The following is a 23,157-nucleotide window of genomic DNA, read 5'->3' on the forward strand; positions in this document are numbered from 1 at the left end:
TTTCGTGCCGTTCACCACCGCGTCACCCGGCGCCGTCTGCAACGGTGAGGGACGTGCTGGCCGTCCTCGCCCCCGGACAGGGGGCGCAGAAGCCCGGGATGCTCACCGACTGGCTGGAGCTCCCCGGCGCCGAGTCCTTCTTCCGCTGGGCCGGCGCCATCGCCGACGCCGACCTCCTCTCGCTGGGCACGGCCGGCGACGCGGAGGCGATCAAGGACACCGCGGTGACCCAGCCGCTCGTGGTGGCGATGAGCCTGTTCATCGCCCGCGAGCTGGGTGGCCTGCCCGGACCGGTCGCCCACACGCCGCAGGCCGGCCGGGACGTCGTCATCACCGGCCACAGCGTCGGCGAGCTGACCGCCGCGGCGCTGGCCGGGGTGCTCAGCGTCGAGGCGGCGATCGCGCTGACCGCCGTCCGCGGCCGGGCGATGGCCGCCGCCTGCGCGCAGACGCCCACGGGGATGTCCGCCGTCCTCGGCGGGGACCCCGACGAGCTCGCCGCGGCGCTGGAGCAGCACGGGCTGGTGCCGGCCAACGTGAACGGCGGCGGGCAGGTCGTCGCGGCCGGCCCGCTCGACGGGCTCGCCGCCCTCAAGGCGAACCCGCCGGCCAAGGCGCGGGTCGTGCCGCTGTCGGTCGCCGGCGCCTTCCACACCCGGTACATGGCCCCGGCCCGCGCGGAGCTCGAGGGCCTGGTCGGCGGGCTGCAGCCGACCGACCCCAGCCGGCTGCTGCTGTCCAATGCCGACGGCGCCGCGGTGACCTCGGGGGCCGAGGCGCTGTCCCGGCTGGTCAGCCAGGTCACCAGCCCGGTGCGGTTCGACGCCTGCCTGGCCACGCTGCGGGACCTCGGCGTGACCGCCGCGATCGAGCTGCCGCCGGCCGGCGCGCTCGCAGGACTGGCCAAGCGGGAGTGGAAGGGCTCGGACATCGAGGTCCTGGCGATCGGCGGCCCGGCCGACCTCGACCGCGCGCGCGAGCTCATCGAGGCCGAGCGGGGCCGGACCGAGGCCGTGCACCAGCCCGACTGGCGGGTCGTCGTCTCCCCGGTGCGGGGCACGGTGAGCCCGGCCGACGTCGCGGAGGGCACGCGGCTGCCCGCCGGCACCCCGCTGGGCCGGATCCGCAGCCGCCGCGAGGACGTGAACGTCTCAGCCGGGTACGACGGGGTACTCGCCGAGTGGCTCGTGCACGACGGCGACCTGGTCGACGCAGGGGACCCGATCGCCCGGCTCTACCCGGAGGTGTCGCAGTGACCGAGCTCGCGAGGTCACCGATGAGCGGAGCGCCGTCGGTCGCGACACCGACGACCGCCAGCGAGGAGGTTTCGTGACCACCACGATCAAGCTGCGGGAGGGCGTGCCCGGCGCGCGGCTGCTGGGCCTGGGCGCCTACCGGCCGCGTCGGCGGGTGACCAACGACGAGCTCGCCGGGGTCATGGAGACCAACGACGAGTGGATCCGGACCCGCGTCGGCATCGCCGAGCGACGCTGGGCGTCCGAGGACGAGACGCTCGTCGAGATGGCCGTCGCCGCCGGCGGCAAGGCGCTGGCCGCCAGCGGGCTGGCCCCCGACGAGGTCGACCTGGTCATCGTCGCCAGCGCGAGCCTCCGGGCGCCGATCCCGGGCATCGGCCCGCAGGTCGCCTACCGCCTGGGCATCCCGCGGCCGGGGTCGTTCGACCTCAACGCCGGGTGCGCCGGGTTCTGCTACGCCCTCGGGGTGGCCTCCGACGCGATCCGCACCGGGTCGGCGCGGCACGCGCTCGTCGTCGGGGCGGAGCGGCTGACCGACGTCACCGACCTCACCGACCGCTCGACCGCGGTGATCTTCGCCGACGGCGCCGGCGCCGCGGTGGTCGGTCCCTCCGACGAGCCGGCGATCGGCCCGGTCGTCTGGGGCAGCGACGGCGACCAGCACAACGCCATCGAGATCGCCGCGGGCAGCTCCACGATGACCATGGCCGGGCAGGCCGTGTACCGGTGGGCCACCACCCGTCTCACCGAGACGCTGGTCGAGGCGATGGAGACCGCCGGCGTCGGGGCCAAGGACATCGACGTGTTCGCCCCGCACCAGGCCAACCTGCGCATCATCGAGTCGATGACCAAGCGGCTCGGGTTCGGCGAGCGCACCGTCGTCGCCCGGGACATCGTCCAGTCCGGCAACACCTCCGCGGCGTCCATCCCCCTGGCGCTGACCGCACTGCTGGAGTCGGGCGAGGCGAAGAGCGGTGACCTGACCCTGGTGCTCGGCTACGGCGCCGGGCTCACCTTCGCCGGTCAGGTGTTCCGCCTGCCCTGACGGGCACCCACAGACCCTCGGGCCACAGGGGCCCGACGGCGGGACACCCCGCCCCACCCGAGAGAGAGGACCTTCGCGTGAGCGAGGACATCCAGACCGGTCTGGCCGAGATCCTGGAGGAGGTCGCCGGGGTCGCGCCGGCCGACGCCACCCCGGAGAAGTCGTTCACGGAGGACCTCGACGTCGACTCCCTGTCGATGGTCGAGATCGCCACCGCGGTCGAGGACAAGTTCGGCGTCGCCATCCCCGACGACGAGCTCGGCAACATCAAGACCGTCGGCGACGCGATGAGCTACATCCAGAAGAACCGGGGCTGACGAAGGCCCCCCTGCCCCCACCGTGGAAGGACCCCGTCCACCTCACCCCTCGCGAGCTCGGGGTGAGCGCCGGGACGGGGCCGGCAGCGAAACCCCGCAGGGGGGCCGACCCCGGCCCCCGGCCGCACGTCCCAGGAGGAACCCGTCATGAGCACGTCCGTCGGCGACGTCGTCGTCACCGGTCTCGGCGCCACCACGCCGCTCGGAGGCGACGTCGCCAGCACGTGGGACGCACTGCTGGCCGGGCGGTCGGGGGTCCGCCGTCTCGAGGACGACTGGGTCAAGCAGTTCCCGGCACAGCTGGCCGCGACCCTGGCCAGGGACCCCGCCGAGCAGATCGACCGGGTGCGCGCCCGCCGGCTCGACCGCAGCCAGCAGGTCGCGGTGGTCGCCGCCGAGGAGGCCTGGCGTGAGTCCGGCGCCGCCGAGGCCGGCGCCGCCCCGGAGCGGATCGCGGTCGTGTTCGGCACCGGCATCGGCGGGGCGCTGACCCTGCTCGGCCAGGACGACGTCCTGGAGGAGAAGGGCCCCAAGCGGGTCTCCCCCTTCACCATCCCGATGCTGATGCCCAACGGCCCGGCGGCGGCGGTCGGCCTGGCCGTGGGCGCCAAGGGCGGCGTGCACGCGCCGGTCAGCGCCTGCGCGTCCGGCGCCGAGGCGATCCGCTGGGGGCTGGACCTCCTGCGGTTCGACCGTGCCGACGTCGTCCTGGTCGGCGGCGCCGAGGCCGTCGTCCACCCGCTGCCGATGGCGGGGTTCGCGGCCATGCGGGCGATGAGCACCCGCAACGACGAGCCCGAGCGCGCCTCCCGGCCGTTCGACAAGGCCCGGGACGGGTTCGTCCTCGGTGAGGGCGCCGCCGCCCTGGTGCTGGAGCGCGCCGACGCCGCCCGGGCCCGCGGCGCCCGCGTCCACGCCCGGCTCGCCGGCGCGGGGGCGACGGCCGACGGCTACGACCTGGTCGCCCCGCACCCCGAGGGCGAGGGCGCCGGCCGGGCGATCGCCGCCGCGGTCCGTGACGCCGGGCTCACCCCCGCCGACATCGGCCACGTCAACGCGCACGCCACCTCCACGCCGGTGGGCGACACCGCCGAGGCCGCCGCCATCCGCAACACGATCGGCGAGCACGTGCTGGTGACCGCCACCAAGAGCCAGACCGGGCACCTGCTCGGCGCGGCCGGGGCGCTGGAGTCGGTGTTCACGATCCTCGCGCTGCGGGAGCAGGTCGTGCCGGCGACGGCCAACCTCGACGACCCGGACGACGACGCCGCCGTCCAGGCCCTCGACATCGTGCGCCGGGAGCCCCGGCGCGCCCAGCTCACCGCCGCGGTGAACGACTCCTTCGGCTTCGGCGGGCACAACATCGCACTGGTGTTCACCACCGCCTGAGAAGGACCCCGCTGCCCCGCCCGACGGGGCCGGCACCACCCCCGGTGCCGGTCCCGCGATGGCGCCTGCCCAGGCACGCCCGACCCCGGAGAGGCCCGGAGATCCCGTGACCACCCTGTCCCCCGCCCCCGCCCCGACCGCGGTCGACCCGCGCGACCCGGAGGACCGCCTGCAGCGGTTCTTCGACGCGGGCTCGATGACCCTCCTCCGCCCGCGCGACGTCTCGGGGGTCGTGGCGGCGCGGGGCAGGGTGTCGGGCACCCCGGCGATCGCCTACTGCACCGACGCGACCGTCATGGGCGGCGCGATGGGCCTCGACGGCTGCCGGCACATCGTCGACGCCATCGACGCCGCGGTGCGTGAGCGGGTCCCGGTCGTCGGGATCTGGCACTCCGGCGGCGCGCGCCTCGCCGAGGGCGTGACGGCGCTGCACGCGGTCGGTGAGGTCTTCGCGGCGATGGTGCGGGCCTCCGGGCGGGTCCCGCAGGTCTCGGTGGTGCTCGGCCCCGCCGCCGGCGGCGCCGCCTACGGTCCGGCGCTGACCGACCTGGTGGTCATGGGCCCCGCCGGACGGGTGTTCGTCACCGGCCCCGAGGTCGTCCGCTCGGTCACCGGCGAGGACGTCGACATGGAGCGGCTGGGCGGCCCGGACACCCACGGCCGGCGCAGCGGCGTCGTCCACGTCGTCACCGAGACCGAGCAGGCCGCCCTGGGAACCGCCCGCACCGCGGTGGACCTGCTCGCCGCGCAGGGCTCGCTGACACCGTCCACCGGGGAGCCGGACGTCGACCTGCGCGCGCTGCTGCCCGAGCAGCCGCAGCGGGCCTACGACGTCAAGCCGCTGGTCGGCGCGCTCCTCGACGGCCCGGGGCTGGAGCTGCACCCGCGCTGGGCGCCCAACATCGTCACCACCCTCGGACGGCTGGCCGGGCGGACGGTCGGGGTGGTCGCGAACAACCCGCTGCGGCTGGGCGGCTGCCTGGACTCCGCGTCGGCGGAGAAGGCCGCCCGCTTCGTGCGGATGTGCGACGCCTTCGGCGTCCCCCTGGTCGTCCTCGTCGACGTCCCCGGCTACCTGCCCGGTGTCGGCCAGGAGTGGGACGGCGTCGTCCGGCGCGGCGCGAAGCTGCTGCACGCGTTCGCCGAGGCGGTGGTCCCGCGGGTGACGCTGGTGACCCGCAAGTCCTTCGGCGGGGCCTACATCGCGATGAACGCCCGCTCGCTCGGCGCGACCGCGGTCTTCGCGTGGCCGGGTGCCGAGGTCGCCGTCATGGGCGCCAAGGCGGCCGTGGGCATCCTGCACCGCAAGCAGCTGGCCGCCGTCCCGCCGGCCGAGCGGGAGGCGCTGCAGGCCCAGCTGGCCGTCGAGCACGGGCGGATCGCCGGCGGGGTGAACCGGGCGCTGCAGATCGGCGTCGTCGACGAGGTGGTCGAGCCCTCCCGGACGCGGGCCCGGCTGATCGAGGCGCTGGCGGCGGCGCCGGCCGGGCGCGGAGCCCACGGCAACATCCCGCTGTAGGGGCGGAGCCGGGATCACGGCAAGGGAGGACGCGCGGCGGGACGGGGAGGACCTCCCGCCCGACGAACGACGACGGGGCCCGGCACCGAGCGGTGCCGGGCCCCGTCGCGTCGGAGCCGGTGGCCGTCCGGACGCCGCTTCCCCGACGACGTCCGGACGACCTGCCCTGAGCCTACGACCGGAGGGCGGGGGCCCTCAGCTCGTCGTAGTCGGATCGTGATGAAGAGACCGGTCCAGTCCTCCTCAGACCACCTGGTGCAGCCAGGTGATGGGGCTGCCGTCGCCGGCGTGGCGGTAGACCTCGAGGTCGGCGTCCCAGGCCGCGCCGAGGAGCTGGTCGACACCGTGCCGGAACGCCTCGATGGAGGTCGCCGTGGCGGCCAGGTGGCGCAGCTGCTGCTCGGTGACGATGAGGTCGCCATTGGCGCTCGTGGGTGCCCGGAAGACGCCGTGCCCGGGCACGTACGACATGCGCTCGCCGTCGTTGCCGTGGCTGGCTTCCTCGGTCACCTCGAAGCGCAGCATGGGCCACGCGCGCAGCGCAGCCACCAGCTTCGCCCCCGTGCCGGGGGCGCCGGTCCAGGCGACCTCGGCACGGTAGGAACCGTGTGCCGCGGGCTGGTCGGCCCACGACAGGGAGACCGGCGCGCCGACGACGCGTTCGAGCGCCCACTCGACGTGCTGGCAGAGCGCCTTCGGGCACGCGTGCACGAAGACGACACCCTGGGTAGACCGTCGCTGCACGGGGCACCTCCATCGACTCGATCGGTCTCGTCTTCCCCAACGGACGATCGATTCGGTGACAGGCTGTGTTCGGCGGTTCCGGACCAGGGGTCCCGGGGACAGTTTGCACGATGGTCACCCGATCGCGCCAGTGCGGGAGGGGCGGATGAGACACATGTGACGGATGGTCACCGCGAGGACCTCTATGCGCTGGTCAGCGAGCCATACCATGCACAGGGGACCGGCGTCCAGCCATCCGGTGCCACCCACACGCCGTCCACAGGATCTCCCCTGTCGACCCACAAGCCGATCCCCAGGAGGGCTCGGCACAGGCGGTCCTGCTCACCCAGCGTAGCGAGCAGGACTCTCGGACACCGGTGCCGACACGGCGTCAGGCACCCAGTGTGGCCTGCAGGTCCTCCCGCGGCACCACCCGTGTCGCCCGGAACGGGACGCCCTCGGCGCCGGGCTCGGTCCAGTCGACGTCGACCACCTGGCCGGCGCGGAGGGTCCCCCCGTGCGGACCGTCGACGACCGAGGCGTCCACCCAGCAGCCGCCGGGCAGGTCCGGCGCCTCCACCAGCCCGGCCCGACGGTCCTCGTCCCAACGGATCACCGTTCCGCGCGTCGTGCCGCTGCGTGTCACGCCCCCAGGCTGCGCGGGTCGCCGTCGGGGTTCAAGTGGACGGCGCGCCTGGCCGGAGGGCTCCAGGGTAGGAGCCGCGGCATGGTGCGACAACAGGGCATGGCCGGTGCCGGGCGGGACGAGGTCGGCGGGATGGTCCTCGACGCGTGGGACGCCTTCGTGGAGCAGGTCGCGGCCGTCGACCTGGACCGCCCCACCCGGCTGCCCGGCTGGCGGGTGCACGAGGTGTGCGTGCACCTGGGCTGCTGGGCGGACCACGCCGCCCTGGCCGACCTCATCGCCTCCGCGCGCACCGGCGGGACCGGGACCCCACCCGACGTCGACGCCACCAACGCCCGGGTGACCACCGCGCACCGCGACGCGCCGCGCGCGGAGGTGCTCGCGGCACTGCACCGCAACCGGGAGGCCACCGCCCGCTACCTGGCGGAGGAGCCGGTCGAGCTGGACACCGCCCCGGCGGTCGCCGTCGTCGGCCGGCTCCCCCTGCTCAGCGTCGTGCTCGGCCAGGCCTACGAGCTGGCGGTGCACGGGCTGGACCTGGCCGCGGCGGGAGCACCACCGGTCCCGGCGCCGGTGCTGCAGTCCGGGCTGGCCGCGCTCGCCGACGTGACCGGGGCGCTCGCGGCGGCGAACGGGATCACCGGGGGCGCCGGCCTGGCCACGCCGGACGGCGGGTGGCGGTTCGCCGCCGACGGGGACGGCTGGACCGTCGGGCGGCTGCCCCCGGGCCGGCCGACGGGGACGGCGGTCGAAGCGCCGGCCGACCTGCTGCTGGAGGCGGCGTCCGGGCGGGTGAACCCGGTCGTCGCGCTGGCCCGCCGCCGGCTCAAGGTGCACGAGATCGGCGGACTCCTGGCGCTGGCGCCGATCGTCCAGTCGGCACCCGGCATCCCCGGGGGACCGATCCTGCAGCTGGCCGCGCAGACGCTCGGCGGCGTGGGCGGGCTCCTCGGCAGGCTGCGCGGGAGGCGCTGAGGACGGGTGCGGCCGCCGGTCTCCCCCGGCGGCCGCACCCGTGTCAGGCGGACGTCAGCAGCCGCCCACCGCGATGCCGTGCGCGGTCAGCCACGGCACCGGGTTCACCCGGTTCGCGTACAGCCCGCCCTGGTGCACCTCGAAGTGCAGGTGCGGACCCGTGGACTGGCCCTTGTTGCCGACCTCGGCGATCTGCTGGCCGGCCGTGACCACCTGCCCGGCGCCGACGAAGAACCGGTTCACGTGGCCGTAGAGGGTGATCTGGCCGTCCCCGTGCTGGACGTAGACGGCCTGCCCGAACCCGCTGGCCGGGCCGGCCTGCAGCACGACGCCGTCCTCGGGGACGTAGATCGGCGTGCCGATGGGCGCGGCGATGTCGACGCCCTGGTGCAGGGTCCCCCAGCGGGCCCCGTAGCAGGAGGTGACCCGGCCGGCGGTCGGCATGGCGGTCGAGCTCTGCGCGCTGGACAGCGCCTGCGCCTGGGACTGCCGCTGGCTCCACGCCGCGCCCGGGTCGGCCGCGCCCTGGGAGGCCAGCAGCCGCTCCCCCGCCTGGCGGAGCTGCTCCTCCAGGGAGGCCTTCTCCGCCGAGCGGGCGTCGAACTCGGCCTGGGCCTCGGCGAGGTGGGCGTTGGCGGCGACCTCGGCCTCGTCGGCGGCCCGGGCGGCCGCGTCGCGCCGGGCGACGGCGTCCTCGGCGGCGCGGGCGGCCTGCTCGACCCGCTGCTCGACGGTCAGGAAGGCCTGGAGCTGGGCGGCACGGTGGTCACCGATGACCTCCATCGTGGCGGCCTGCTGCAGCAGCTCGGTCGGGCTCTGCGCGTCGAGGAGCATCTGGACGTCGCCGTATCGGGTGTCGCCGCCCATGTAGGCCTGACGCCCCAGGTCGGCGATGGCCTGCTCGGCGCCGGCGACGGCGGCCTGGGCGTCGGCGAGCTCGGCGGCGGTCCGCTCGGCCTCGGCGCGGGCGGCGGCCAGCTCGGCGCGGGCGACCAGCGCGGCGTCGGCGGCCGCCTCGGCCTCCACGGTCATCCGCTGCAGCTGCTCCTCGGCGGCCGCGACCTGTTCCTGGATGCGGGCCACCTGCGCGGCCAGCTGGTCCTGCTCGGAGGAGGCGGGCGTGCTCGGGGCGGCGACCGCGGCCGGCGCGCCGGCCAGCAGGCCGGCCAGCGCGGCGGCGACGACGAGGGTCCGGCGCGGGGAGCGCAGGCGGCGGCTCGGTGACGGCGCACGGCGGGGCTCGGTGTTCAGGTGGTGCAGGGTCGCCAAGGCGACGGTTCTCCCATCCTCGCGACCGCCTACCGAGTTAGCTGACGGGTTCGGGCCGGACGGCGCCCTACCTCCCTGCGTCCCCAGGCGCAGGCAGGACTCACCCCAGGAGTTCGGTGGGTCCCCGGTCCGCCTGGACCCGGAGGGGTCGTCGGCGGTTCGGCGGGGCCTGGCCGAGGCCCTCGGTTCCCGAGGAGCTGAGCCCGGCAAGGCCGTCGGGAAAGCTACTACGCCGCGCAGGACCGGTCACGATCGGGTAACGCCCACGGCGCGCCTGCTTGCCCGATCGGGCGACCCCCAGCTACGCGCCGTGATCGGGTGCCCGCGGGCCGGTGATCACCGACCGTACCTGCCGTCAGGACCCGGCACCCCGTCGCCCACCTGCGCGGACTCCGGTAGACGTGGACCGTGTCCCGGACCGGCCGGCAGCGCCCCGCGCCGGTCCCCGCACGCGCGCGCAGCCGTGCCGGGCGGCCGGGGTGAGATCTCGCACACGCCGGCCCGACACGCCGGCGACACGCCGCGGCCGGCAGCGGGGCCTCGTCGCGCTCTGCGTCACCGAGATCACCAGCTGGGGCGTCCTCTACTACGCCTTCCCCGTCGCCCTCGCCGACATCACCGCCGACACGGGCTGGTCGGCCCCCACGGCGTCGGCGGCGTTCTCGGCGGGCCTGGTCGTCTCGGCGCTGGCCGGGATCCCGGTGGGGCACTGGCTCGACCGGCGCGGTCCCCGCCGGGTGATGACCGCCGGATCGCTGCTCGCCGTCCCGGCGACGGTGGGCATCGCCCTGGCGCCGGGCTACGGCTGGTTCCTGCTGGCGTGGCTGGTCGCCGGGGTGGCGATGGCGGGGGTGCTCTACCAGGCGGCGTTCACCGCGCTGGCCCGGTGGTACGGGGAGGACCGGGTCCGGGCGCTGACGGCGCTGACCCTGGCGGCGGGCCTGTCCAGCACGGTCTTCGCGCCGCTGACCGACGCGCTGCTGGCGGCGTTCTCCTGGCGGGGGACGTACCTGGTGCTGGCCGCGGTGCTCGCCGCCGTCACCGTCCCGCTGCACGCGTTCGCCCTCCCCGCGGCGTGGGCGCGCCCACCTGCGACGGCGGCGGAGGGCCGGCGGCGGGTCCCGTCGGAGGTCCGGACGGCGGGGTTCCTGCTGCTCGCCGGGGCGCTGACGCTCACCGCCTTCGGCCTCTACGCGGCCAGCCTCACCCTCATCCCGCTGCTGACCGGCCGGGGGTTCTCCAGCTCCCTGGCGGCCACCACGCTCGGCCTGCTCGGCGCGGGGCAGCTCCTCGGCCGCCTCGGGTACGCGCCGCTGAGCGTCCGGACCTCGCCGGCCGGGCGCGCGCTGGTGATCGTGCTGGCCTCCGCCGCGACCATCGGACTGCTCGCCGGGCTGCCCGGTCCACCGGCGCTGCTCGTCGCGGCGGCCGTGCTCGCGGGGGCGGCGCGCGGCGCGGGGACGCTGCTGCAGGCCACCGTCGTCGCCGAGCGCTGGGGAGCCACCCGGTACGGCACGGTCGGTGGGTACCTGGCCGCGCCGGTCACGCTGGCCACCGCCGTCGCGCCCTGGGCGGGGACGGCGCTGGCCGAGGCCGTGGGCGGCTACCCGACGGCGTTCTGGGTGCTCGCCGCGCTCGTCGTCGCGGCCGCCGGTGCCGCCGTCCTGAGCTACCGCACCTGACGGGCGGCTGCGCACCGGGACGGGGACGGCGTCTGGCAGGCTGGGCGCACCGGGGCGGTAGCTCAGCCGGTCAGAGCATGGGACTCATAATCCCTGGGTCGTGGGTTCGAGCCCCACCCGCCCCACCGGTTTCGACCTGCGGTTTCGTCCCTCGAGGCGGGGCCGCGGGCACCCACACGCCCCGCAGGTGGGCACGAGGTGGGCACATCGGCGTTGGTGGGCGCACTGTGGGCACGCGGTACCAGCGCCGCGGCCGACTCGGCAGCCTCCCGCTCCACGTCCTCGAACACCGACGTGTAGACCTGCTCGGTGATCGCCGTCGACGAGTGCCCGAGCATCTGGCTGGTCAGCTTCAGGTCCTTCGTCGCCCGGTATGTCAGGGACGCAGCCAGGTGCCGCAGGTCGTGCAGCCGCACCGGCGGCAGACCCGCACGGGCGACGAGCCGGTCGAACCGCTGGGAGGCGCTGTCCGGGAGGAGCGCGGACCCGTCGGCCTTGGTGAACACCAGGCCGGAGTCGACCCAGGCCGTGCCGAGGAGCAGCCGCAGCTCCGCCTGGCGCTGCCGATGCGCCCGCAGCACCTCCACGGTGCCAACGTCCAAGCTCACCGCGCCCGGGCGCTGCTGTCGGTCTTCGTGTCGCCGGTGACGACGTCACGGCCGACCTGCACCCGGGTCTCGCGGATGGTGACGGTTCCCCGCTCAAGATCGACGTCGGACCACGGCAGGCCAAGCGCCTCGGAGCGGCGCAGCCCGCGGAAGGCGATCAGGTGCCACAGCGGGTACAGCTCGTCGGTGCCGGCGAAGTCGAGGAACGCGCCGGCCTGCTCCGGGGTCCACACCATCGCCGCGGCCGGGCGCTCGCCGGTGCGCCGCCATGCCTCCACCCGATGCTCGGTCCACACCAGCGCCCGGTCGGCCCGGCCGGACGGCAGCTCGACGTGCTCGCCGGGGTTGACCGCGATCTTGCGGCGCTTCACCGCGGACGACAGCGCCGACATGGCGGTTGCGTGGACCCGGCGGATCGTGGCGTCGGACAGCGGCCGGCGGGCGGCCGTCGACCGGGCGACCGATCTGCCGCATGGCGGCGTACAGGGCCTCGAGGTCGACGTCGCGCAGCTCAGCGAGGCGCAGGTGTCCGAGTCCGGGCTTGAGGTAGAGGTTGAGGTGCTGGGCGTAGCCGTGCCGCGTGGATGCCTGCAGCGTCGACTTCCCGGCCAGCCATTCGTCGAGGTAGCGGCCGACGGTCAGGTCCTTCTCTGGGCGCAGGTACGTGCCGCGACTGATCGCCTGCACCGCCTCGGCCAGTGCCGCGTCGGCCTCCGCCTCGGTGTCGTACGGGCCCAGCTTCTCCTGCCGGCGGCGACCGTCCGCGGCGCGCGGGGCGTCGTACCGGCCCCACCAGGCGCCGTGGCCCTTCCGGCCGAGCTTCGGGCAGCGAGAGCCGTACTGGCGGCCGTTCTCGTTCCGGCAGCCGCACCTCTTGAACGTCGACCCCCTCACGACCGTCCCTCGTTGGTGTCGCGGCGCCCTTCGTCCCCTCGACGGATGACGTCCTCCAGGAACCACTTGAGCGCAATGTCTGACGGAGTCGGGCGCGGAGCGTCTGGCTGGCGCCGGCCTTGTTCGTCGACGCCGGTCTCCATGCGCTTCAGCCGTTCCAGCTCGTCCTCGACGCGCTGGCGCCAGCCCGGGCGCTCGGTCGCCGCCTCCGCCAACTGCCCCACGGCGTAGTCGTAGTCCAGTTGGGCTCCGTGTCGGACCTGCCAGAGGCGAGAACCATCGGCCAAGATCCGGTGAAGGTGCAGGTCTGCGATGGCGTTGAGCGGCAGAACCAGGTCGGAGAACGTGACGCCGAGCGCCTTCGCCAGCGCCAGCGCCTCGTCCACCGTGATGTCACGCCGCTTGCCCTTACCCGCCTCCACGGGCACCTCGATCTTGGAGATGGAGGACTGGGGCATCTGCACGCCGAGCGCCTCAAGGCGCTTGGCGAGCTGCTCCTGGGACAGTCCGGCGCGCTGCCGCAAGCGCTTGATCCTGCGTGCGATGTTCTCCTCGGACCCTAGGGCCGTGAGCGCCTGCTCGAGGTCACTCCAGGTCGGCGAGGACAACGCCTGCTGACGGGCCGTGTCCGGCGGCGTCGGAGGAGTCGTCGGCGCAGCCGGCGAGCAGCAGCGTGCCGGCCATGAGGGCGCCGGCGAGGCCGGTGAGGCGTGCAGTGGTGCGGGTCATGTCGTGCTTCTCCAGACTGGGTGGGATCAAGGCGTAGGCGAGACCGCCGCCGGGGCCAGCAGGCGCTGGGGCGGGGCGGTCGGGCGGTCGGCCTAGATCCGCAGTAGGCAGAGAGCAGACCGATCCGGTGGTCGTCGCGGCGGGGTGCCCCATCTGCCGGCGGGGGTGTTGGCGCTCCGCGGAGCCGGGGGTCCCAGTTGGACGAGTCGGGGAACGAGCAGCGCGAGCAGGACGGCGAGCGCGACGGCGAGCACCGCCAGGCAGGCCGTCCACAGGTGCGCCGCCCGGTCATGCGGTGCGCCACTGTGCCCGGCATCGACGAGAGCGGCAACGGCCGCGACGGTGGCGGTGGCGGTGGCGGTGGCGGTGTGGGCAGGCATCGGGTCGTCGAAGCTGGCCGCTTCCGGAACCGTGCGAGCCTGTTCGGCCGTGAGCGCGGTCAGCGCGACCGAGCCGGTGTGCGCTGTGATGGCGACGTGTGCGGTCGTCGCGGCGGACCCTGCGCCGTCGGAAGCCGAGGTGCACTGCACGCCGTGCATCGCGAAGACAGCGGTCGACATCAGCAGCGCCGTCCACAGTCGTGCCGCCATGAACCCCCTTCCTCTCCGAGGCTACGAGGCCTCCGCAGCGTCCCGTCGCGGAGGCCTCGTAGCCGCTGTCGCACCGTCAGCGAGACACCGGCGCCGGCGCGGGGGCCGTGGCCGTCTCGGCCGCGGGTGCCTCGGGCGCCGCGGGCAGCCGCAGCCGCTTGAGCAGCAGGGCGTTCACCGCGACCAGGAACGACGACCCGGACATCGACAGCGCGGCGATCTCCGGCCGCAGCATGAGGCCGAACGCCGGCACGAAGACCCCGGCCGCGATCGGCAGGGCGATGGCGTTGTAGCCGACCGCCCAGCCCAGGTTCTGCCGCATCTTGCGCAGCGTGCCCCGGCCGATGGTCAGCGCGGTCGGCACGTCCAGCGGGTCGGAGCGCATGAGCACGACGTCGGCGGTCTCGATGGCCACGTCGGTGCCGGCGCCGATGGCGATGCCGAGGTCGGCCGTCGCGAGTGCGGGTGCGTCGTTGACCCCGTCGCCGACCATCGCGACCCGCTTGCCGGACCGCTGCAGCTCGGTGATCTTCGCGGCCTTCTCGCCGGGCAGGACGTCGGCGATGACAGTGTCGATGCCCAGCTGGCCGGCGATGCGCCGGGCGGTGGCCGCGTTGTCGCCGCTGAGCATGACCACCTCGACGCCGGCGTCGTGCAGCGCGGTGACCGCCGCGGCAGAGGTCGGCCGCGGGGCGTCGGCCAGGGCGATCACCCCGGCGGCGCGGCCGTCGACGGCGACCAGGACGGCGGTGCGGCCGCTGCCGGCCAGCTCGTCCCGGCGGGCGGCGAGGGTGCCGAGGTCGACGCCCTCGTGGGCCATCAGCTTGGCGTTGCCGACCAGCACCCGGCGGCCGGCGACCTCGGCGGAGGCCCCGTGGCCGGGGACGTTGCGGAACCCGGTGGCGACCAGCGCCGGTGCGCCCAGGTCGTCGGCGTGCCGGGCGACGGCGGCGGCCAGCGGGTGCTCGGACTCCCGCTCCACGGCCGCGGCCAGGGCCAGGACGTCGTCGGGCTCCAGGCCGTCGACGACGACGTCGGTGACCTCCGGCTCGCCCCTCGTCAGGGTGCCGGTCTTGTCCATCACGACGGTGTCGATCCGGGCGGCGGTCTCCAGCGCGGTGGCGTTCTTGAACAGCACGCCGCGACGGGCGCCCAGGCCGGTGCCGACCATGATTGCCGTGGGCGTGGCCAGGCCGAGGGCGTCCGGGCAGGTGATGACGACGACGGTGATGGCGAACAGCATGGCCGTGGCGAACGAGGCCCCGGCCAGCAACCACACGGCCAGGGTGAGGCCGCCGCCGAGGAGTGCGACGAGTACCAGCCAGAACGCGGCCCGGTCGGCAAGCCGCTGGCCGGGGGCCTTCGAGTTCTGCGCCTCCTGCACCAGCTGCACGATCTGGGCCAGGGCGGTGTCGGAGCCGACCTTCGTCGCCCGGACCCGCAGCGTGCCGGTGGTGTTGACCGAGGCGCCGATCACCGCGTCGCCGGGGGCCTTGTGCACCGGCAGGCTCTCGCCGGTGACCATCGACTCGTCCACCTCGGAGTCGCCGTCCTCGACCGTCCCGTCGACGGGGATCTTGGCGCCGGGGCGGACCAGCAACAGGTCGCCGACGGCGACCTCGGCGGTGGGCACCTCGGCCGGCTGCCCGTCGCGGATCACGACCGCGCGCGGCGGAGCGAGCTCCAGCAGCGTGCGGATGGCGTCGTTGGCCCCGCCCCGTGCGCGCATCTCGAACCAGTGGCCGAGCAGCACGAAGGCGGTGAGCACGGTGGCGGCCTCGTAGAACACCTCGCCGCCCCCGGTGAGGGTGATCACGAGGCTGTAGATCCATCCGGCGCCCACCGCGACCGCGACCAGCACCATCATGTCGAGCGTGCGTGCGCGCAGCGCCCGCCAGGCGCCGTCGAAGAAGATCCAGGCGCTGTAGAAGATCACCGGCAGCGAGAGGATCAGCGAGAAGACGTCGTCGCGCAGCCCGAACGGCGCGGCGGCGGTGAAGCCGAGGACCTCCCGGCCGATCGGTGACCACAGCAGGATCGGGATCGACAGCAGCGCCGCCACCAGGAACCGGTTGCGCATGTCGCGGACCATGTCGTCCATCGACATGCCGGCGTGGTGCCCGCCGTGGCCCATCGCGTCCTGCGGGGTCATCCCGCCGTGGCCGGCGTCGTGACCGTCGGGCTCGTGTCGCGTTCCCTCGCCGCCACCGTCCGGCCGGTGGCCGTCGTGGTGCCCACCCGGGGCGTGCGGCCGCGGCTCGGCCGCGGGGTCGCACACGTGCTGGGGAACCGACTGTCCGGCGCAGTGGTAGCCGCAGTCGCGGATCCACGTGGCGAGGTCGCCCACCGAGGTCCGCGTCGGGTCGTAGGTCACCGTCGCGGTCTGCCCGACGGGGTTCGCCTCGACGTCCAGGACTCCGGGGCGTCTGCCGAGCACTCGCTCGACGGTGGCCTTCTCCGACGCCCAGTGCACGCCTGCGACCTCCAGCACGGCGGTGGTCTGCTGCGTTGCCATGACCTCTCCTCCCCCGGCCCTCACGACCGGGTCTCCGCTGCAGTGTTGGTGGAGCGGCTGTCTCGAGCGGGGTGCTCAGCGCGCCGCGGCGGTCGCCCTCGGGCCGGCGCTGACGGTGCCCGTGGGGGCGGCGTCGGACGCGCGGCCGTTGGCGCTGCGGAAGCGGCGCAGTCGCAGGCTGTTGGAGACGACGAACACCGAGCTGAACGCCATGGCCGCGCCGGCCAGCATCGGGTTGAGCAGGCCGGCGGCGGCCAGCGGCAGGGCCGCCACGTTGTAGGCGAAGGCCCAGAACAGGTTGCCCTTGATGGTGCTCAGCGTCCGCCGGGACAGCCGGATGGCGTCTGCGGCAGCCCGCAGGTCCCCGCGGACCAGCGTCAGGTCGGAGGCCTCGATCGCCACGTCCGTGCCGGTGCCCATCGCCAGGCCCAGGTCGGCCCGGGCCAGCGCGGCGGCGTCGTTGACCCCGTCGCCGACCATCGCCACGACCCTGCCCTCGTCCTGCAGCCGCTTGACGACGTCGACCTTGTCGGCGGGCAGCACCTCGGCGATGACCTCGTCGATGCCCGCCTGGGCGGCCACCGACCGGGCGACGGTGGCGTTGTCGCCGGTCAGCAGCACCGGGGTCAGGCCCAGCTCACGCAGCTGGCCGATGGCCTCGGCGGACGTCTCCTTGACGGCGTCGGCGACCACCAGGACGCCGCGGGCGGCGCCGTCCCAGCCCACCGCCACCGCGGTCCTGCCCTCGGCCTCGGCCGCGCCCTTCGCACGCTCCAGCTCGGGGCTGAGGTGCTGGGACCACTCGTCCAGCAGTCGGGTGCGGCCGACCAGCACCGCGTGCCCGTCGACGACCCCCTGGACGCCGAGGCCCTCGACGTTGGTGAAGCCGTCCACCGGCGGCAGCGTGCCGACGGCCTCGGTGGCGCCCTTCGCGATCGCCTGGGCGATGGGGTGCTCGGAGGCGACCTCCAGCGCGCCGGCCAGCCGCAGCACCTGGTCGCGGGCCTCGCCGGGAGCGACGACGACGTCGAGCAGGGTCATCCGGCCGGTGGTGACGGTGCCGGTCTTGTCGAGCACGACGGTGTCGACGCGGCGGGTGTTCTCCAGCACCTCCGGGCCCTTGATCAGGATGCCGAGCTGGGCGCCGCGGCCGGTGCCGACCATCAGCGCGGTCGGCGTGGCCAGGCCCAGCGCACACGGGCAGGCGATGATCAGGACGGCGACCGCGGCGGTGAAGGCGGCGGCCAGTCCTCCGCCGGTGCCCAGCCAGAAGCCGAAGGTGCCCACGGCCAGGGCGATGACGACCGGGACGAAGATGCCCGAGACGCGGTCGGCGAGGCGCTGCACCCGGGCCTTGCCGTTCTGGGCGTCCTCGACCAACTGGGCCATCTGCGCGAGCTGGGTGTCGGCGCCGATCCGGGTGGCGCGCACGACCAGCCGGCCGCCGGCGTTGACGGTGGCCCCGACGACGGCGTCGCCGGGGCCGACCTCGACCGGCACGGACTCGCCGGTGAGCATCGAGGCGTCCACGGCCGAGGAGCCCTCGGTGATCACGCCGTCGGTGGCGATCTTCTCGCCGGGGCGGACGACGAACAGGTCGTCGACAGCGAGCCGGTCGACCGGGATGCGCTGCTCTCGGCCACCGCGCAGGACCGAGACCTCCTTCGCGCCCAGCTCGAGCAGGGCGCGCAGGGCGGCGCCGGCGCGGCGCTTGGAGCGGGCCTCGAAGTACCGGCCGGCGAGGATGAACGTGGTCACCCCGGCGGCGGCCTCGAGGTAGATGTTCCCCGCGCCGTCGGTGCGGGCGATGGTCAGCTCGAACGGGTGGGTCATGCCGGGCTCGCCGGCGGTGCCCCAGAACAGCGCGTACAGCGACCAGGCCAGGGCGGCGAGCGTGCCCATCGAGATGAGCGTGTCCATCGTGGATGCGCCGTGGCGCAGGTTGGTCCAGGCGGCCCGGTGGAACGGCCAGGCGCCCCAGACGACCACCGGCGTGGCCAGCGTGAGCGACAGCCACTGCCAGTACGTGAACTGCAGCGCGGGGATCATCGCCATCGCCACGACCGGAACAGTGAGGACCGAGGAGACGATCAGCCGCTGTCGCAGGCTGCGGACGTGCTCGTCGCCCTCCGACGCGGGCGACTGCTCGCCGTCGTCCTGGGCCTTCGGTGGCTCGGGCAGCTGCGCGGTGTAGCCGGTCTTCTCCACCGTCGCGATCAGGTCCTCGGGCGTGACGTCGCCGGTGGAGGTGACCTTCGCCTTCTCCGTGGCGTAGTTCACAGTGGCGATGACCCCGTCGAGCTTGTTCAGCTTCTTCTCGATGCGCGCGGCGCACGAGGCGCAGGTCATCCCGCCGATCAGCAGTTCGACCTGCTCCCCGTCGGCCGGCGCCGGTGGGGTCGTGCTTCCTGTCGCGGAGCTCATGGGTCCTCCTCGCGAGCGTGTTCAGGGACGGCGTCAGCCGTGGATGTGGCCGTCGTCGCCGTGGCCGCCCGTGACGGCCGCGGCGTCCGGGGCCTCGCCGGCGCGGACGGTGAACTCGGCGGTGTGCACCACGTCGCCGTGCTGGAAGTCCAGGAACAGCCGGTAGTCCCCAGTCGAGGGGGCGGTGGCGTAGAAGGTGATGTCCGGGCCCGGGGCGGTGATGCCGTCGCCGGGTTCACCGGCCGGGTGGACGTGCAGGTAGGCCAGGTCGCCGTCGCGTAGGGCGACGAGGTGCCCGTAGGCGGCCAGGTAGGGCTGCAGGTCCGTGACCGGCTTCCCGTCCTGGCTGACCGACAAGGTCAGCTCGGACTCCTGGCCCGGGACCAGTTGCCCCTTGAGGGTGACGGTGTAGCCGTCGACCTCGGCCGTGGTCGACGGCGCGGGCAGCGGCTGCGGGGCGTTGTCGCCTGCCACGGCGACGTCAGCGCCCAGGACGAGGGCGGGGTCGTCGCCGGCGGGGTCGAAGTCGGCGAACAACCGCCAGGTGCCGGGAGTCAGGTCCAGCGGGATCGACCAGGTGCCGTCAGCAGCGAGCTCCGGGTGCACGTGCTGGTAGCCGGTGAGGTCCCGGCGCACGGCGATCAGGTGCAGGTCCTCGTCGTGGGAGTTGTCGTAGGCCCTCACCGGGCGTCCGTCCGGGCCGAGGACCCGGAACGCCGCCGCGGTGGCCGTGCCGGCCGGCAGGGTGTCGGGGACGTCGAGGGTGTAACCGTTGTCGGAGATCTGCAGGCCCCCGGGCAGGTGCGGGCTGCTCGTGGCGGTGCCGTTCTGCTGTGTGATGTCCATCGGGGACTCCGTGTGCGACTCGGTGCGGGAGGCGGTGTCGGAGGAGGCCATGTCGTGGGAGGCAGCGGTCGGGCCGACCGGCCCGACGGCTGCGCCGATGCCGGCCGCGGCGCCGAAGACGGCGACCAGGCCGAGGGTGTAGGCACCCAGCTTGGTGGGGGTGTTCATCGCGGACCTTCGGGTCAGGAACGGACCAGGCGAGCGATCGCCTCGGATGCCTCGCGGACCTTCGCGTCGGCCTCCGGGCCGCCCTTCTGCGCGGCGTCGACCACGCAGCCGGCCAGGTGTTCGTCGAGCAGCTCGAGGGAGAACGACTGCAGGGCGCGGGTCGCCGCCGACACCTGGGTCAGGATGTCGATGCAGTACTTGTCGTCCTCCACCATGCGCTGCAGCCCTCGGACCTGGCCCTCGATCCGGCGCAGCCGCTTGAGGTGCTCGTCCTTCGCGTGGGTGTAGCCGGCCATGTCGTGCTCCTCGGAAGTCAGCTGCGAACGGGGATTGCGGCGATGCAGGTGCCGGGTGGGTGGAGGGCCGGCTCCGCGCCGGACCCGGCACTCCACCCGGCCTCCGGTCAGGCAGGCACGACCTCGTAGCCGGCCTCGTTGACTGCGGCGGCGACCGCGTCGGCAGCCACTGGCTGCTCGGACTCGACGGTCACACGGCCGGCGGCCACGTCGACCTGCACCCCGGTGACACCCGGGATCTTCGAGACCTCCTCGGTCACCGCGCTGGCGCAGTGGCCGCACGTCATTCCGGTCACCTGGTAGTCGCTGGTGCTCATCGGCGTTCTCCTCTCCGAACCGGGGTACCCCCCGGTGGTATGCGCTACAAGGTGTACCCCCTAGGGGTACTTCCCGCAAGAGGGTGTGGCGTCCGCCTCACGCTCCAGGAGTGGGCGTCGCCGACCATCCCGGCCGAGACCACGCACGCCCACCGCCGCACCCAACGGCGGCCGGGTCCTGGCAACCACCGGGCGGAGCCAGCTGCCCTCGGCCGCCGCAGTAGGTCACGTGGGCTGCAGAGAGGACCGAGGTCGGCGTCGCCCGACCGGCTTCGTGTGGACCTTCACCGACGCCGCCGGCACATGGCGGCCGGAGGCGCACGTAGGCCCCGCCGCGAGCGGTGACCGCCGCCGGCCAGGGGATGCGGATCGCTGTTGTCACCTCGCTGTGGTGGCCGCCGATGCCGCCCCCAGTCCGGCGACGGGAGACTTGCTCACCACGGTGCTGCGCCGGCGAGGCGCTCCGGCGCCGCGACCTGCCTCACCGAGCCATGCGACGTCCGCTCCGGACGGTCCCTCGCCGGCGCACCGGCTGGTGACGGTCAGGCGACGAGGGGTGCGCGTTCCCCGCGCGCGGAGACCAGGACGCCGACCCCGATGACGAGCATCAGCAGCTGGAACGCCGGCACGACCAGGGCTTGGAAGGCACTCTCCAGGCCGCCGTACGCCACATCGACCCCGACCGCGACCGAGATGAGCCCGGCCAGCGCGGTCACCCAGCCGACCCAGGCAGCCACGGCGCGGGTGGCCAGGATCGTCGCGCCGAACAGGAGCAGGGCCAGCCCCAGCGTCACACGGAAGTAGCTCTGCAGGCCCCACTCGGTCCAGCGCACAACCTCCGCGTCGCCGAGGCGGATGGCCCGCTCGGGTCCGTCGGCGGCGACCCAGGCGTCCACGGCCTGCTTCAGGGTCACCCCGTCAACGGCCTGGAGCACGGCCCACACCGCGGCGGTGGCCACCGTCGTCCCGGCGGCGAACGCCGACAGTCGCGGGGCCTGCGGCCGCAGCACTCGATGCAGGACGATCAGCCCGCTGAGGGCGGCCAGCACGCCCACGAACTGGGCGAAGTGCACCCATTCCCACGCGGCGCTCGCCGCGTACCTGGCGAAGATGTCCTCGTGGACGTCCTCGTTGCCACCGGGATGGAACAGCACGGTGACCACGGTGGTGAAGAGGAACCCACCCAGGAGCAGCGCCCCGCTCGAGCGCAGCAGCTGACGGTCGGTCTGGGTGTCCGGTGCCGACGTCATGGCTACCCCTTCCGCCGAACGGCGGCCAGGAGACGAGGCTAGCGACCGGACCGACCGTGGAGTGCGGTTCTCGCCGCGGTCCGAAGCTGTTGATCCGCCGCACCGGTGCCGGCCGCCGGCCGGCACCGGCGCGTCGGCCGTGGTCAGCGAGGCGGCTGGGTGGGGCGCTGGTGGTCTCTCGGCGCCGGCGGCGTGGATCCGGCGGCGCCGTCCACGTCGGTGACCCAGGTGACCTCCAGCTCCTGCCGCTGGGCGAATCGCTCCAGGTGGCTGCCGAGGATGTGCTGGACCCGGGTGAGCGTCTCGGCGTCGGACGCCTCGGCGATCAAGGTCAGCCTGCCGTCGCCCACCACGATGCTGCCGGTGCCGCCGGCAATCTGCGCTGTGGAGGTGTCCTCAGCGGTGGCCCAGGTGACCCGGTGGCCAAGGTGGGACAGCAGCTGCTTGGCGTACCGGCCGGGGGTCTCTGTCGGCACGTCGGCACGGGCGGAGAACACGGTCATGGTGCCGATCCTCGTCCGTGCGCTGCCCGGCTCGGCCACCCGGCGTCGCATCAACGGATTCCCGAATCGACGTGCTGGCGGAAGTGGTGGCGGTCGGGGTCCACACCGGATCGACGCTAGTCGGGCAGCCGCCCTCCTCCGTCTCGCTGGCCAGCAGGACTGGGTCCTCAGCGACGACGCCCCGCGGGATTACGCGAGCGTCGGGCTGCGCGGCGGGTGGCTCGAGATCCCGGTCATCCCCACGCTGTCCAGTGTCCCTACACGGTCAGCCTCATGGATGCGCCCCCGCAGAAGTCCACTGCCCGTGAGCTGGTCGAGAAGGCCGTCGAGGGCGGCGTGGGCATGGTGCCGGTCGTCGGAAGCCCCGCGGCCGTGGCCTTCGGCTACTGGGTGGGGCGGGCGCACGACAGGCGGATGGACGAGTGGCTTGCCGGCGTCGCCGAGGCGATCACCGAACTGCAGGACACCTCGGAGGACTGGCCGACCTTCGAGGATCTCGCTGAGGACGACGTCTTCTCAGACGCGGTCGTCAACGCCACCCGGGCAGCCCAGGCCACCCACCAGGCCGAGAAGCTCGAAGCCCTGCGCAACGGCGTCCTGAACAGCATCGGACCGTTCGCGCCGTCGATCGAGGAGCAGACCCGGTTCTTCCGCCTCGTCGACCAGTTCTCGGTTGCCCACCTGCGCCTGCTCGCCTTCTTCGCGGACCCCGGCGGGTTCTTCGACCGGGCAGGCGTGGACCGCCCCAAACTCCTCATGGGCGGCCGCGCGTCGCTACTCGGGGCGCTGCCCGAGTTCGCCAGTCAGCCGCGCGACTGGACCAGCCTCCTGACCGCGGACCTCCAGGCTGCGGCGCTAACTGATCATGGTGGCCTCAACACCGTGCAATCCGGGGACAGCCTGTGGCTGCCCGCGACCAGCGAGCTGGGTCAGCGCTTTCTGGCCTTCGTCCGACCGCCGGCAACTCACCAGGTCGGTTGACTGACCAGGGCTCCAGGGACGCCCTTGCAGAACCGCGTGCTCAGCCTTGGAACGCCGGTCGATGCCCATGCCCGGCCATGGCCATCGCCTACGACGGTGGGCACCGAGTGGGCACGACCGCGCGAGCATCCGGCGTTCAGTGCCGAACGCGTCCGGCGAGAAGCTGTCCGCTGACCTGCACAAGTAGCGGTGAGCGATCAGGGCCGCCCGGGTTC

The 23,157-nt window shown here is 74.3% G+C and carries 22 protein-coding genes, 1 tRNA gene, 1 pseudogene and 1 riboswitch; of the genes and pseudogenes, 9 read left to right on the forward strand and 15 right to left on the reverse strand.

Annotated elements, in window-relative coordinates; genetic code table 11:
* The first annotated feature begins 44 nt into the window (after window positions 1-44).
* From ACI79I_RS17170 to ACI79I_RS17190, 5 genes are all read left to right on the forward strand, one after another.
* Window positions 45-1,256, forward strand: a complete 1,212-nt coding sequence (locus ACI79I_RS17170) for an acyltransferase domain-containing protein (protein WP_456993532.1) — start codon at window positions 45-47, stop codon at window positions 1,254-1,256.
* A 73-nt stretch (window positions 1,257-1,329) separates the two neighbouring features.
* Window positions 1,330-2,301, forward strand: coding sequence for a beta-ketoacyl-ACP synthase III (locus tag ACI79I_RS17175; protein ID WP_456993533.1), 972 nt, complete (start codon window positions 1,330-1,332; stop codon window positions 2,299-2,301).
* A 77-nt stretch (window positions 2,302-2,378) separates the two neighbouring features.
* Window positions 2,379-2,618 (forward strand): acyl carrier protein, encoded by a 240-nt coding sequence (locus ACI79I_RS17180; RefSeq protein WP_456920199.1) that lies wholly within the window; start codon window positions 2,379-2,381, stop codon window positions 2,616-2,618.
* Window positions 2,619-2,765: 147 nt separating this feature from the next.
* Entirely contained in the window at window positions 2,766-4,007 is a 1,242-nt protein-coding gene (locus ACI79I_RS17185) for a beta-ketoacyl-[acyl-carrier-protein] synthase family protein (protein WP_456993534.1), read from the forward strand.
* A gap of 106 nt (window positions 4,008-4,113) precedes the next feature.
* The gene (locus ACI79I_RS17190) at window positions 4,114-5,526 is read left to right on the forward strand and encodes an acyl-CoA carboxylase subunit beta (RefSeq protein WP_456993535.1); all 1,413 of its coding nucleotides are present in this window, start codon (window positions 4,114-4,116) and stop codon (window positions 5,524-5,526) included.
* Window positions 5,527-5,769: 243 nt separating this feature from the next.
* On the opposite strand, the gene ACI79I_RS17195 is transcribed toward ACI79I_RS17190, so the two are convergent.
* Together ACI79I_RS17195 and ACI79I_RS17200 are read right to left on the reverse strand one after the other, a co-directional pair.
* Window positions 5,770-6,270 carry a DUF3145 domain-containing protein gene (locus ACI79I_RS17195; RefSeq protein WP_456945065.1) on the reverse strand — a complete coding sequence of 167 codons (501 nt, stop codon included), beginning with the start codon at window positions 6,268-6,270 and terminating at the stop codon, window positions 5,770-5,772.
* A gap of 370 nt (window positions 6,271-6,640) precedes the next feature.
* Window positions 6,641-6,895, reverse strand: coding sequence for a hypothetical protein (locus ACI79I_RS17200; protein WP_456945066.1), 255 nt, complete (start codon window positions 6,893-6,895; stop codon window positions 6,641-6,643).
* Window positions 6,896-6,976: 81 nt separating this feature from the next.
* Here ACI79I_RS17200 and ACI79I_RS17205 point away from each other — a divergent pair, with 81 nt between their 5' ends.
* Window positions 6,977-7,870 carry a maleylpyruvate isomerase N-terminal domain-containing protein gene (locus tag ACI79I_RS17205; protein WP_456993536.1) on the forward strand — a complete coding sequence of 298 codons (894 nt, stop codon included), beginning with the start codon at window positions 6,977-6,979 and terminating at the stop codon, window positions 7,868-7,870.
* Window positions 7,871-7,924: 54 nt separating this feature from the next.
* On the opposite strand, the gene ACI79I_RS17210 is transcribed toward ACI79I_RS17205, so the two are convergent.
* Window positions 7,925-9,139: a M23 family metallopeptidase gene (locus ACI79I_RS17210; protein ID WP_456993537.1), complete on the reverse strand. Its 1,215-nt coding sequence runs from the start codon at window positions 9,137-9,139 to the stop codon at window positions 7,925-7,927.
* Window positions 9,140-9,150: 11 nt separating this feature from the next.
* Window positions 9,151-9,314: riboswitch (cyclic di-AMP (ydaO/yuaA leader) on the reverse strand.
* A 304-nt stretch (window positions 9,315-9,618) separates the two neighbouring features.
* Here ACI79I_RS17210 and ACI79I_RS17215 point away from each other — a divergent pair.
* Window positions 9,619-10,821 carry an MFS transporter gene (locus ACI79I_RS17215; protein WP_456993538.1) on the forward strand — a complete coding sequence of 401 codons (1,203 nt, stop codon included), beginning with the start codon at window positions 9,619-9,621 and terminating at the stop codon, window positions 10,819-10,821.
* Window positions 10,822-10,872: 51 nt separating this feature from the next.
* A tRNA-Ile gene (locus tag ACI79I_RS17220) sits at window positions 10,873-10,946 on the forward strand.
* A gap of 171 nt (window positions 10,947-11,117) precedes the next feature.
* Here the strand turns inward: ACI79I_RS17220 and ACI79I_RS17225 are convergent.
* The 12 genes and pseudogenes from ACI79I_RS17225 to ACI79I_RS17280 all read right to left on the reverse strand — a co-directional run.
* Window positions 11,118-11,429: pseudogene (locus ACI79I_RS17225) on the reverse strand (tyrosine-type recombinase/integrase); the annotation flags it as partial.
* A complete protein-coding gene (locus ACI79I_RS17230) occupies window positions 11,426-11,821 on the reverse strand; it encodes a hypothetical protein (RefSeq protein WP_456993539.1) in 396 nt (131 codons plus the stop codon). The pseudogene ACI79I_RS17225 and the gene ACI79I_RS17230, both read right to left, overlap by 4 nt.
* A 498-nt stretch (window positions 11,822-12,319) precedes the next feature.
* On the reverse strand, window positions 12,320-12,931 hold the full coding sequence (locus ACI79I_RS17235) for a helix-turn-helix transcriptional regulator (RefSeq protein WP_456993540.1): 612 nt from the start codon (window positions 12,929-12,931) through the stop codon (window positions 12,320-12,322).
* Entirely contained in the window at window positions 12,909-13,052 is a 144-nt protein-coding gene (locus ACI79I_RS17240; protein ID WP_456993541.1) for a hypothetical protein, read from the reverse strand. Before ACI79I_RS17240 ends, ACI79I_RS17235 begins: the two co-directional genes overlap by 23 nt.
* Before the next feature lie 92 nt (window positions 13,053-13,144).
* A complete protein-coding gene (locus ACI79I_RS17245) occupies window positions 13,145-13,642 on the reverse strand; it encodes a hypothetical protein (protein WP_456993542.1) in 498 nt (165 codons plus the stop codon).
* A gap of 76 nt (window positions 13,643-13,718) precedes the next feature.
* Window positions 13,719-16,157 carry a heavy metal translocating P-type ATPase gene (locus ACI79I_RS17250; protein WP_456993543.1) on the reverse strand — a complete coding sequence of 813 codons (2,439 nt, stop codon included), beginning with the start codon at window positions 16,155-16,157 and terminating at the stop codon, window positions 13,719-13,721.
* A 75-nt stretch (window positions 16,158-16,232) separates the two neighbouring features.
* Window positions 16,233-18,581, reverse strand: coding sequence for a heavy metal translocating P-type ATPase (locus tag ACI79I_RS17255; protein ID WP_456993544.1), 2,349 nt, complete (start codon window positions 18,579-18,581; stop codon window positions 16,233-16,235).
* A 33-nt stretch (window positions 18,582-18,614) separates the two neighbouring features.
* On the reverse strand, window positions 18,615-19,595 hold the full coding sequence (locus ACI79I_RS17260) for a hypothetical protein (protein ID WP_456993545.1): 981 nt from the start codon (window positions 19,593-19,595) through the stop codon (window positions 18,615-18,617).
* 14 nt (window positions 19,596-19,609) lie between these two features.
* Complete coding sequence (locus ACI79I_RS17265) at window positions 19,610-19,891, reverse strand: metal-sensitive transcriptional regulator (protein WP_456993546.1); 282 nt, start codon at window positions 19,889-19,891, stop codon at window positions 19,610-19,612.
* Between the two features lie 107 nt (window positions 19,892-19,998).
* Window positions 19,999-20,208 carry a heavy-metal-associated domain-containing protein gene (locus ACI79I_RS17270; RefSeq protein ID WP_456993547.1) on the reverse strand — a complete coding sequence of 70 codons (210 nt, stop codon included), beginning with the start codon at window positions 20,206-20,208 and terminating at the stop codon, window positions 19,999-20,001.
* 542 nt (window positions 20,209-20,750) lie between these two features.
* On the reverse strand, window positions 20,751-21,458 hold the full coding sequence (locus ACI79I_RS17275) for a hypothetical protein (RefSeq protein ID WP_456993548.1): 708 nt from the start codon (window positions 21,456-21,458) through the stop codon (window positions 20,751-20,753).
* 143 nt (window positions 21,459-21,601) lie between these two features.
* Window positions 21,602-21,961 (reverse strand): DUF2218 domain-containing protein, encoded by a 360-nt coding sequence (locus ACI79I_RS17280; protein ID WP_456993549.1) that lies wholly within the window; start codon window positions 21,959-21,961, stop codon window positions 21,602-21,604.
* Between the two features lie 273 nt (window positions 21,962-22,234).
* On the opposite strand from ACI79I_RS17280, the gene ACI79I_RS17285 reads away from it, so the two are divergent.
* Complete coding sequence (locus ACI79I_RS17285) at window positions 22,235-22,942, forward strand: hypothetical protein (protein WP_456993550.1); 708 nt, start codon at window positions 22,235-22,237, stop codon at window positions 22,940-22,942.
* The last annotated feature ends 215 nt before the right edge of the window (window positions 22,943-23,157 follow it).

The sequence above is a fragment of the Geodermatophilus sp. SYSU D01105 genome, from assembly GCF_054050095.1.

Excerpts from the sequence above, each read along its gene's own strand:
- ACI79I_RS17185 (WP_456993534.1), top strand. The coding sequence starts at position 2,766 with ATGAGCACGTCCGTCGGCGACGTCGTCGTCACCGGTCTCGGCGCCACC.
- ACI79I_RS17205 (WP_456993536.1), top strand. The coding sequence starts at position 6,977 with ATGGTGCGACAACAGGGCATGGCCGGTGCCGGGCGGGACGAGGTCGGC.
- ACI79I_RS17230 (WP_456993539.1), bottom strand. The coding sequence starts at position 11,821 with ATGTCGGCGCTGTCGTCCGCGGTGAAGCGCCGCAAGATCGCGGTCAAC.
- ACI79I_RS17240 (WP_456993541.1), bottom strand. The coding sequence starts at position 13,052 with ATGACCCGCACCACTGCACGCCTCACCGGCCTCGCCGGCGCCCTCATG.
- ACI79I_RS17245 (WP_456993542.1), bottom strand. The coding sequence starts at position 13,642 with ATGGCGGCACGACTGTGGACGGCGCTGCTGATGTCGACCGCTGTCTTC.
- ACI79I_RS17250 (WP_456993543.1), bottom strand. The coding sequence starts at position 16,157 with ATGGCAACGCAGCAGACCACCGCCGTGCTGGAGGTCGCAGGCGTGCAC.
- ACI79I_RS17255 (WP_456993544.1), bottom strand. The coding sequence starts at position 18,581 with ATGAGCTCCGCGACAGGAAGCACGACCCCACCGGCGCCGGCCGACGGG.
- ACI79I_RS17260 (WP_456993545.1), bottom strand. The coding sequence starts at position 19,595 with ATGAACACCCCCACCAAGCTGGGTGCCTACACCCTCGGCCTGGTCGCC.
- ACI79I_RS17265 (WP_456993546.1), bottom strand. The coding sequence starts at position 19,891 with ATGGCCGGCTACACCCACGCGAAGGACGAGCACCTCAAGCGGCTGCGC.
- ACI79I_RS17270 (WP_456993547.1), bottom strand. The coding sequence starts at position 20,208 with ATGAGCACCAGCGACTACCAGGTGACCGGAATGACGTGCGGCCACTGC.
- ACI79I_RS17275 (WP_456993548.1), bottom strand. The coding sequence starts at position 21,458 with ATGACGTCGGCACCGGACACCCAGACCGACCGTCAGCTGCTGCGCTCG.
- ACI79I_RS17280 (WP_456993549.1), bottom strand. The coding sequence starts at position 21,961 with ATGACCGTGTTCTCCGCCCGTGCCGACGTGCCGACAGAGACCCCCGGC.
- ACI79I_RS17285 (WP_456993550.1), top strand. The coding sequence starts at position 22,235 with ATGGATGCGCCCCCGCAGAAGTCCACTGCCCGTGAGCTGGTCGAGAAG.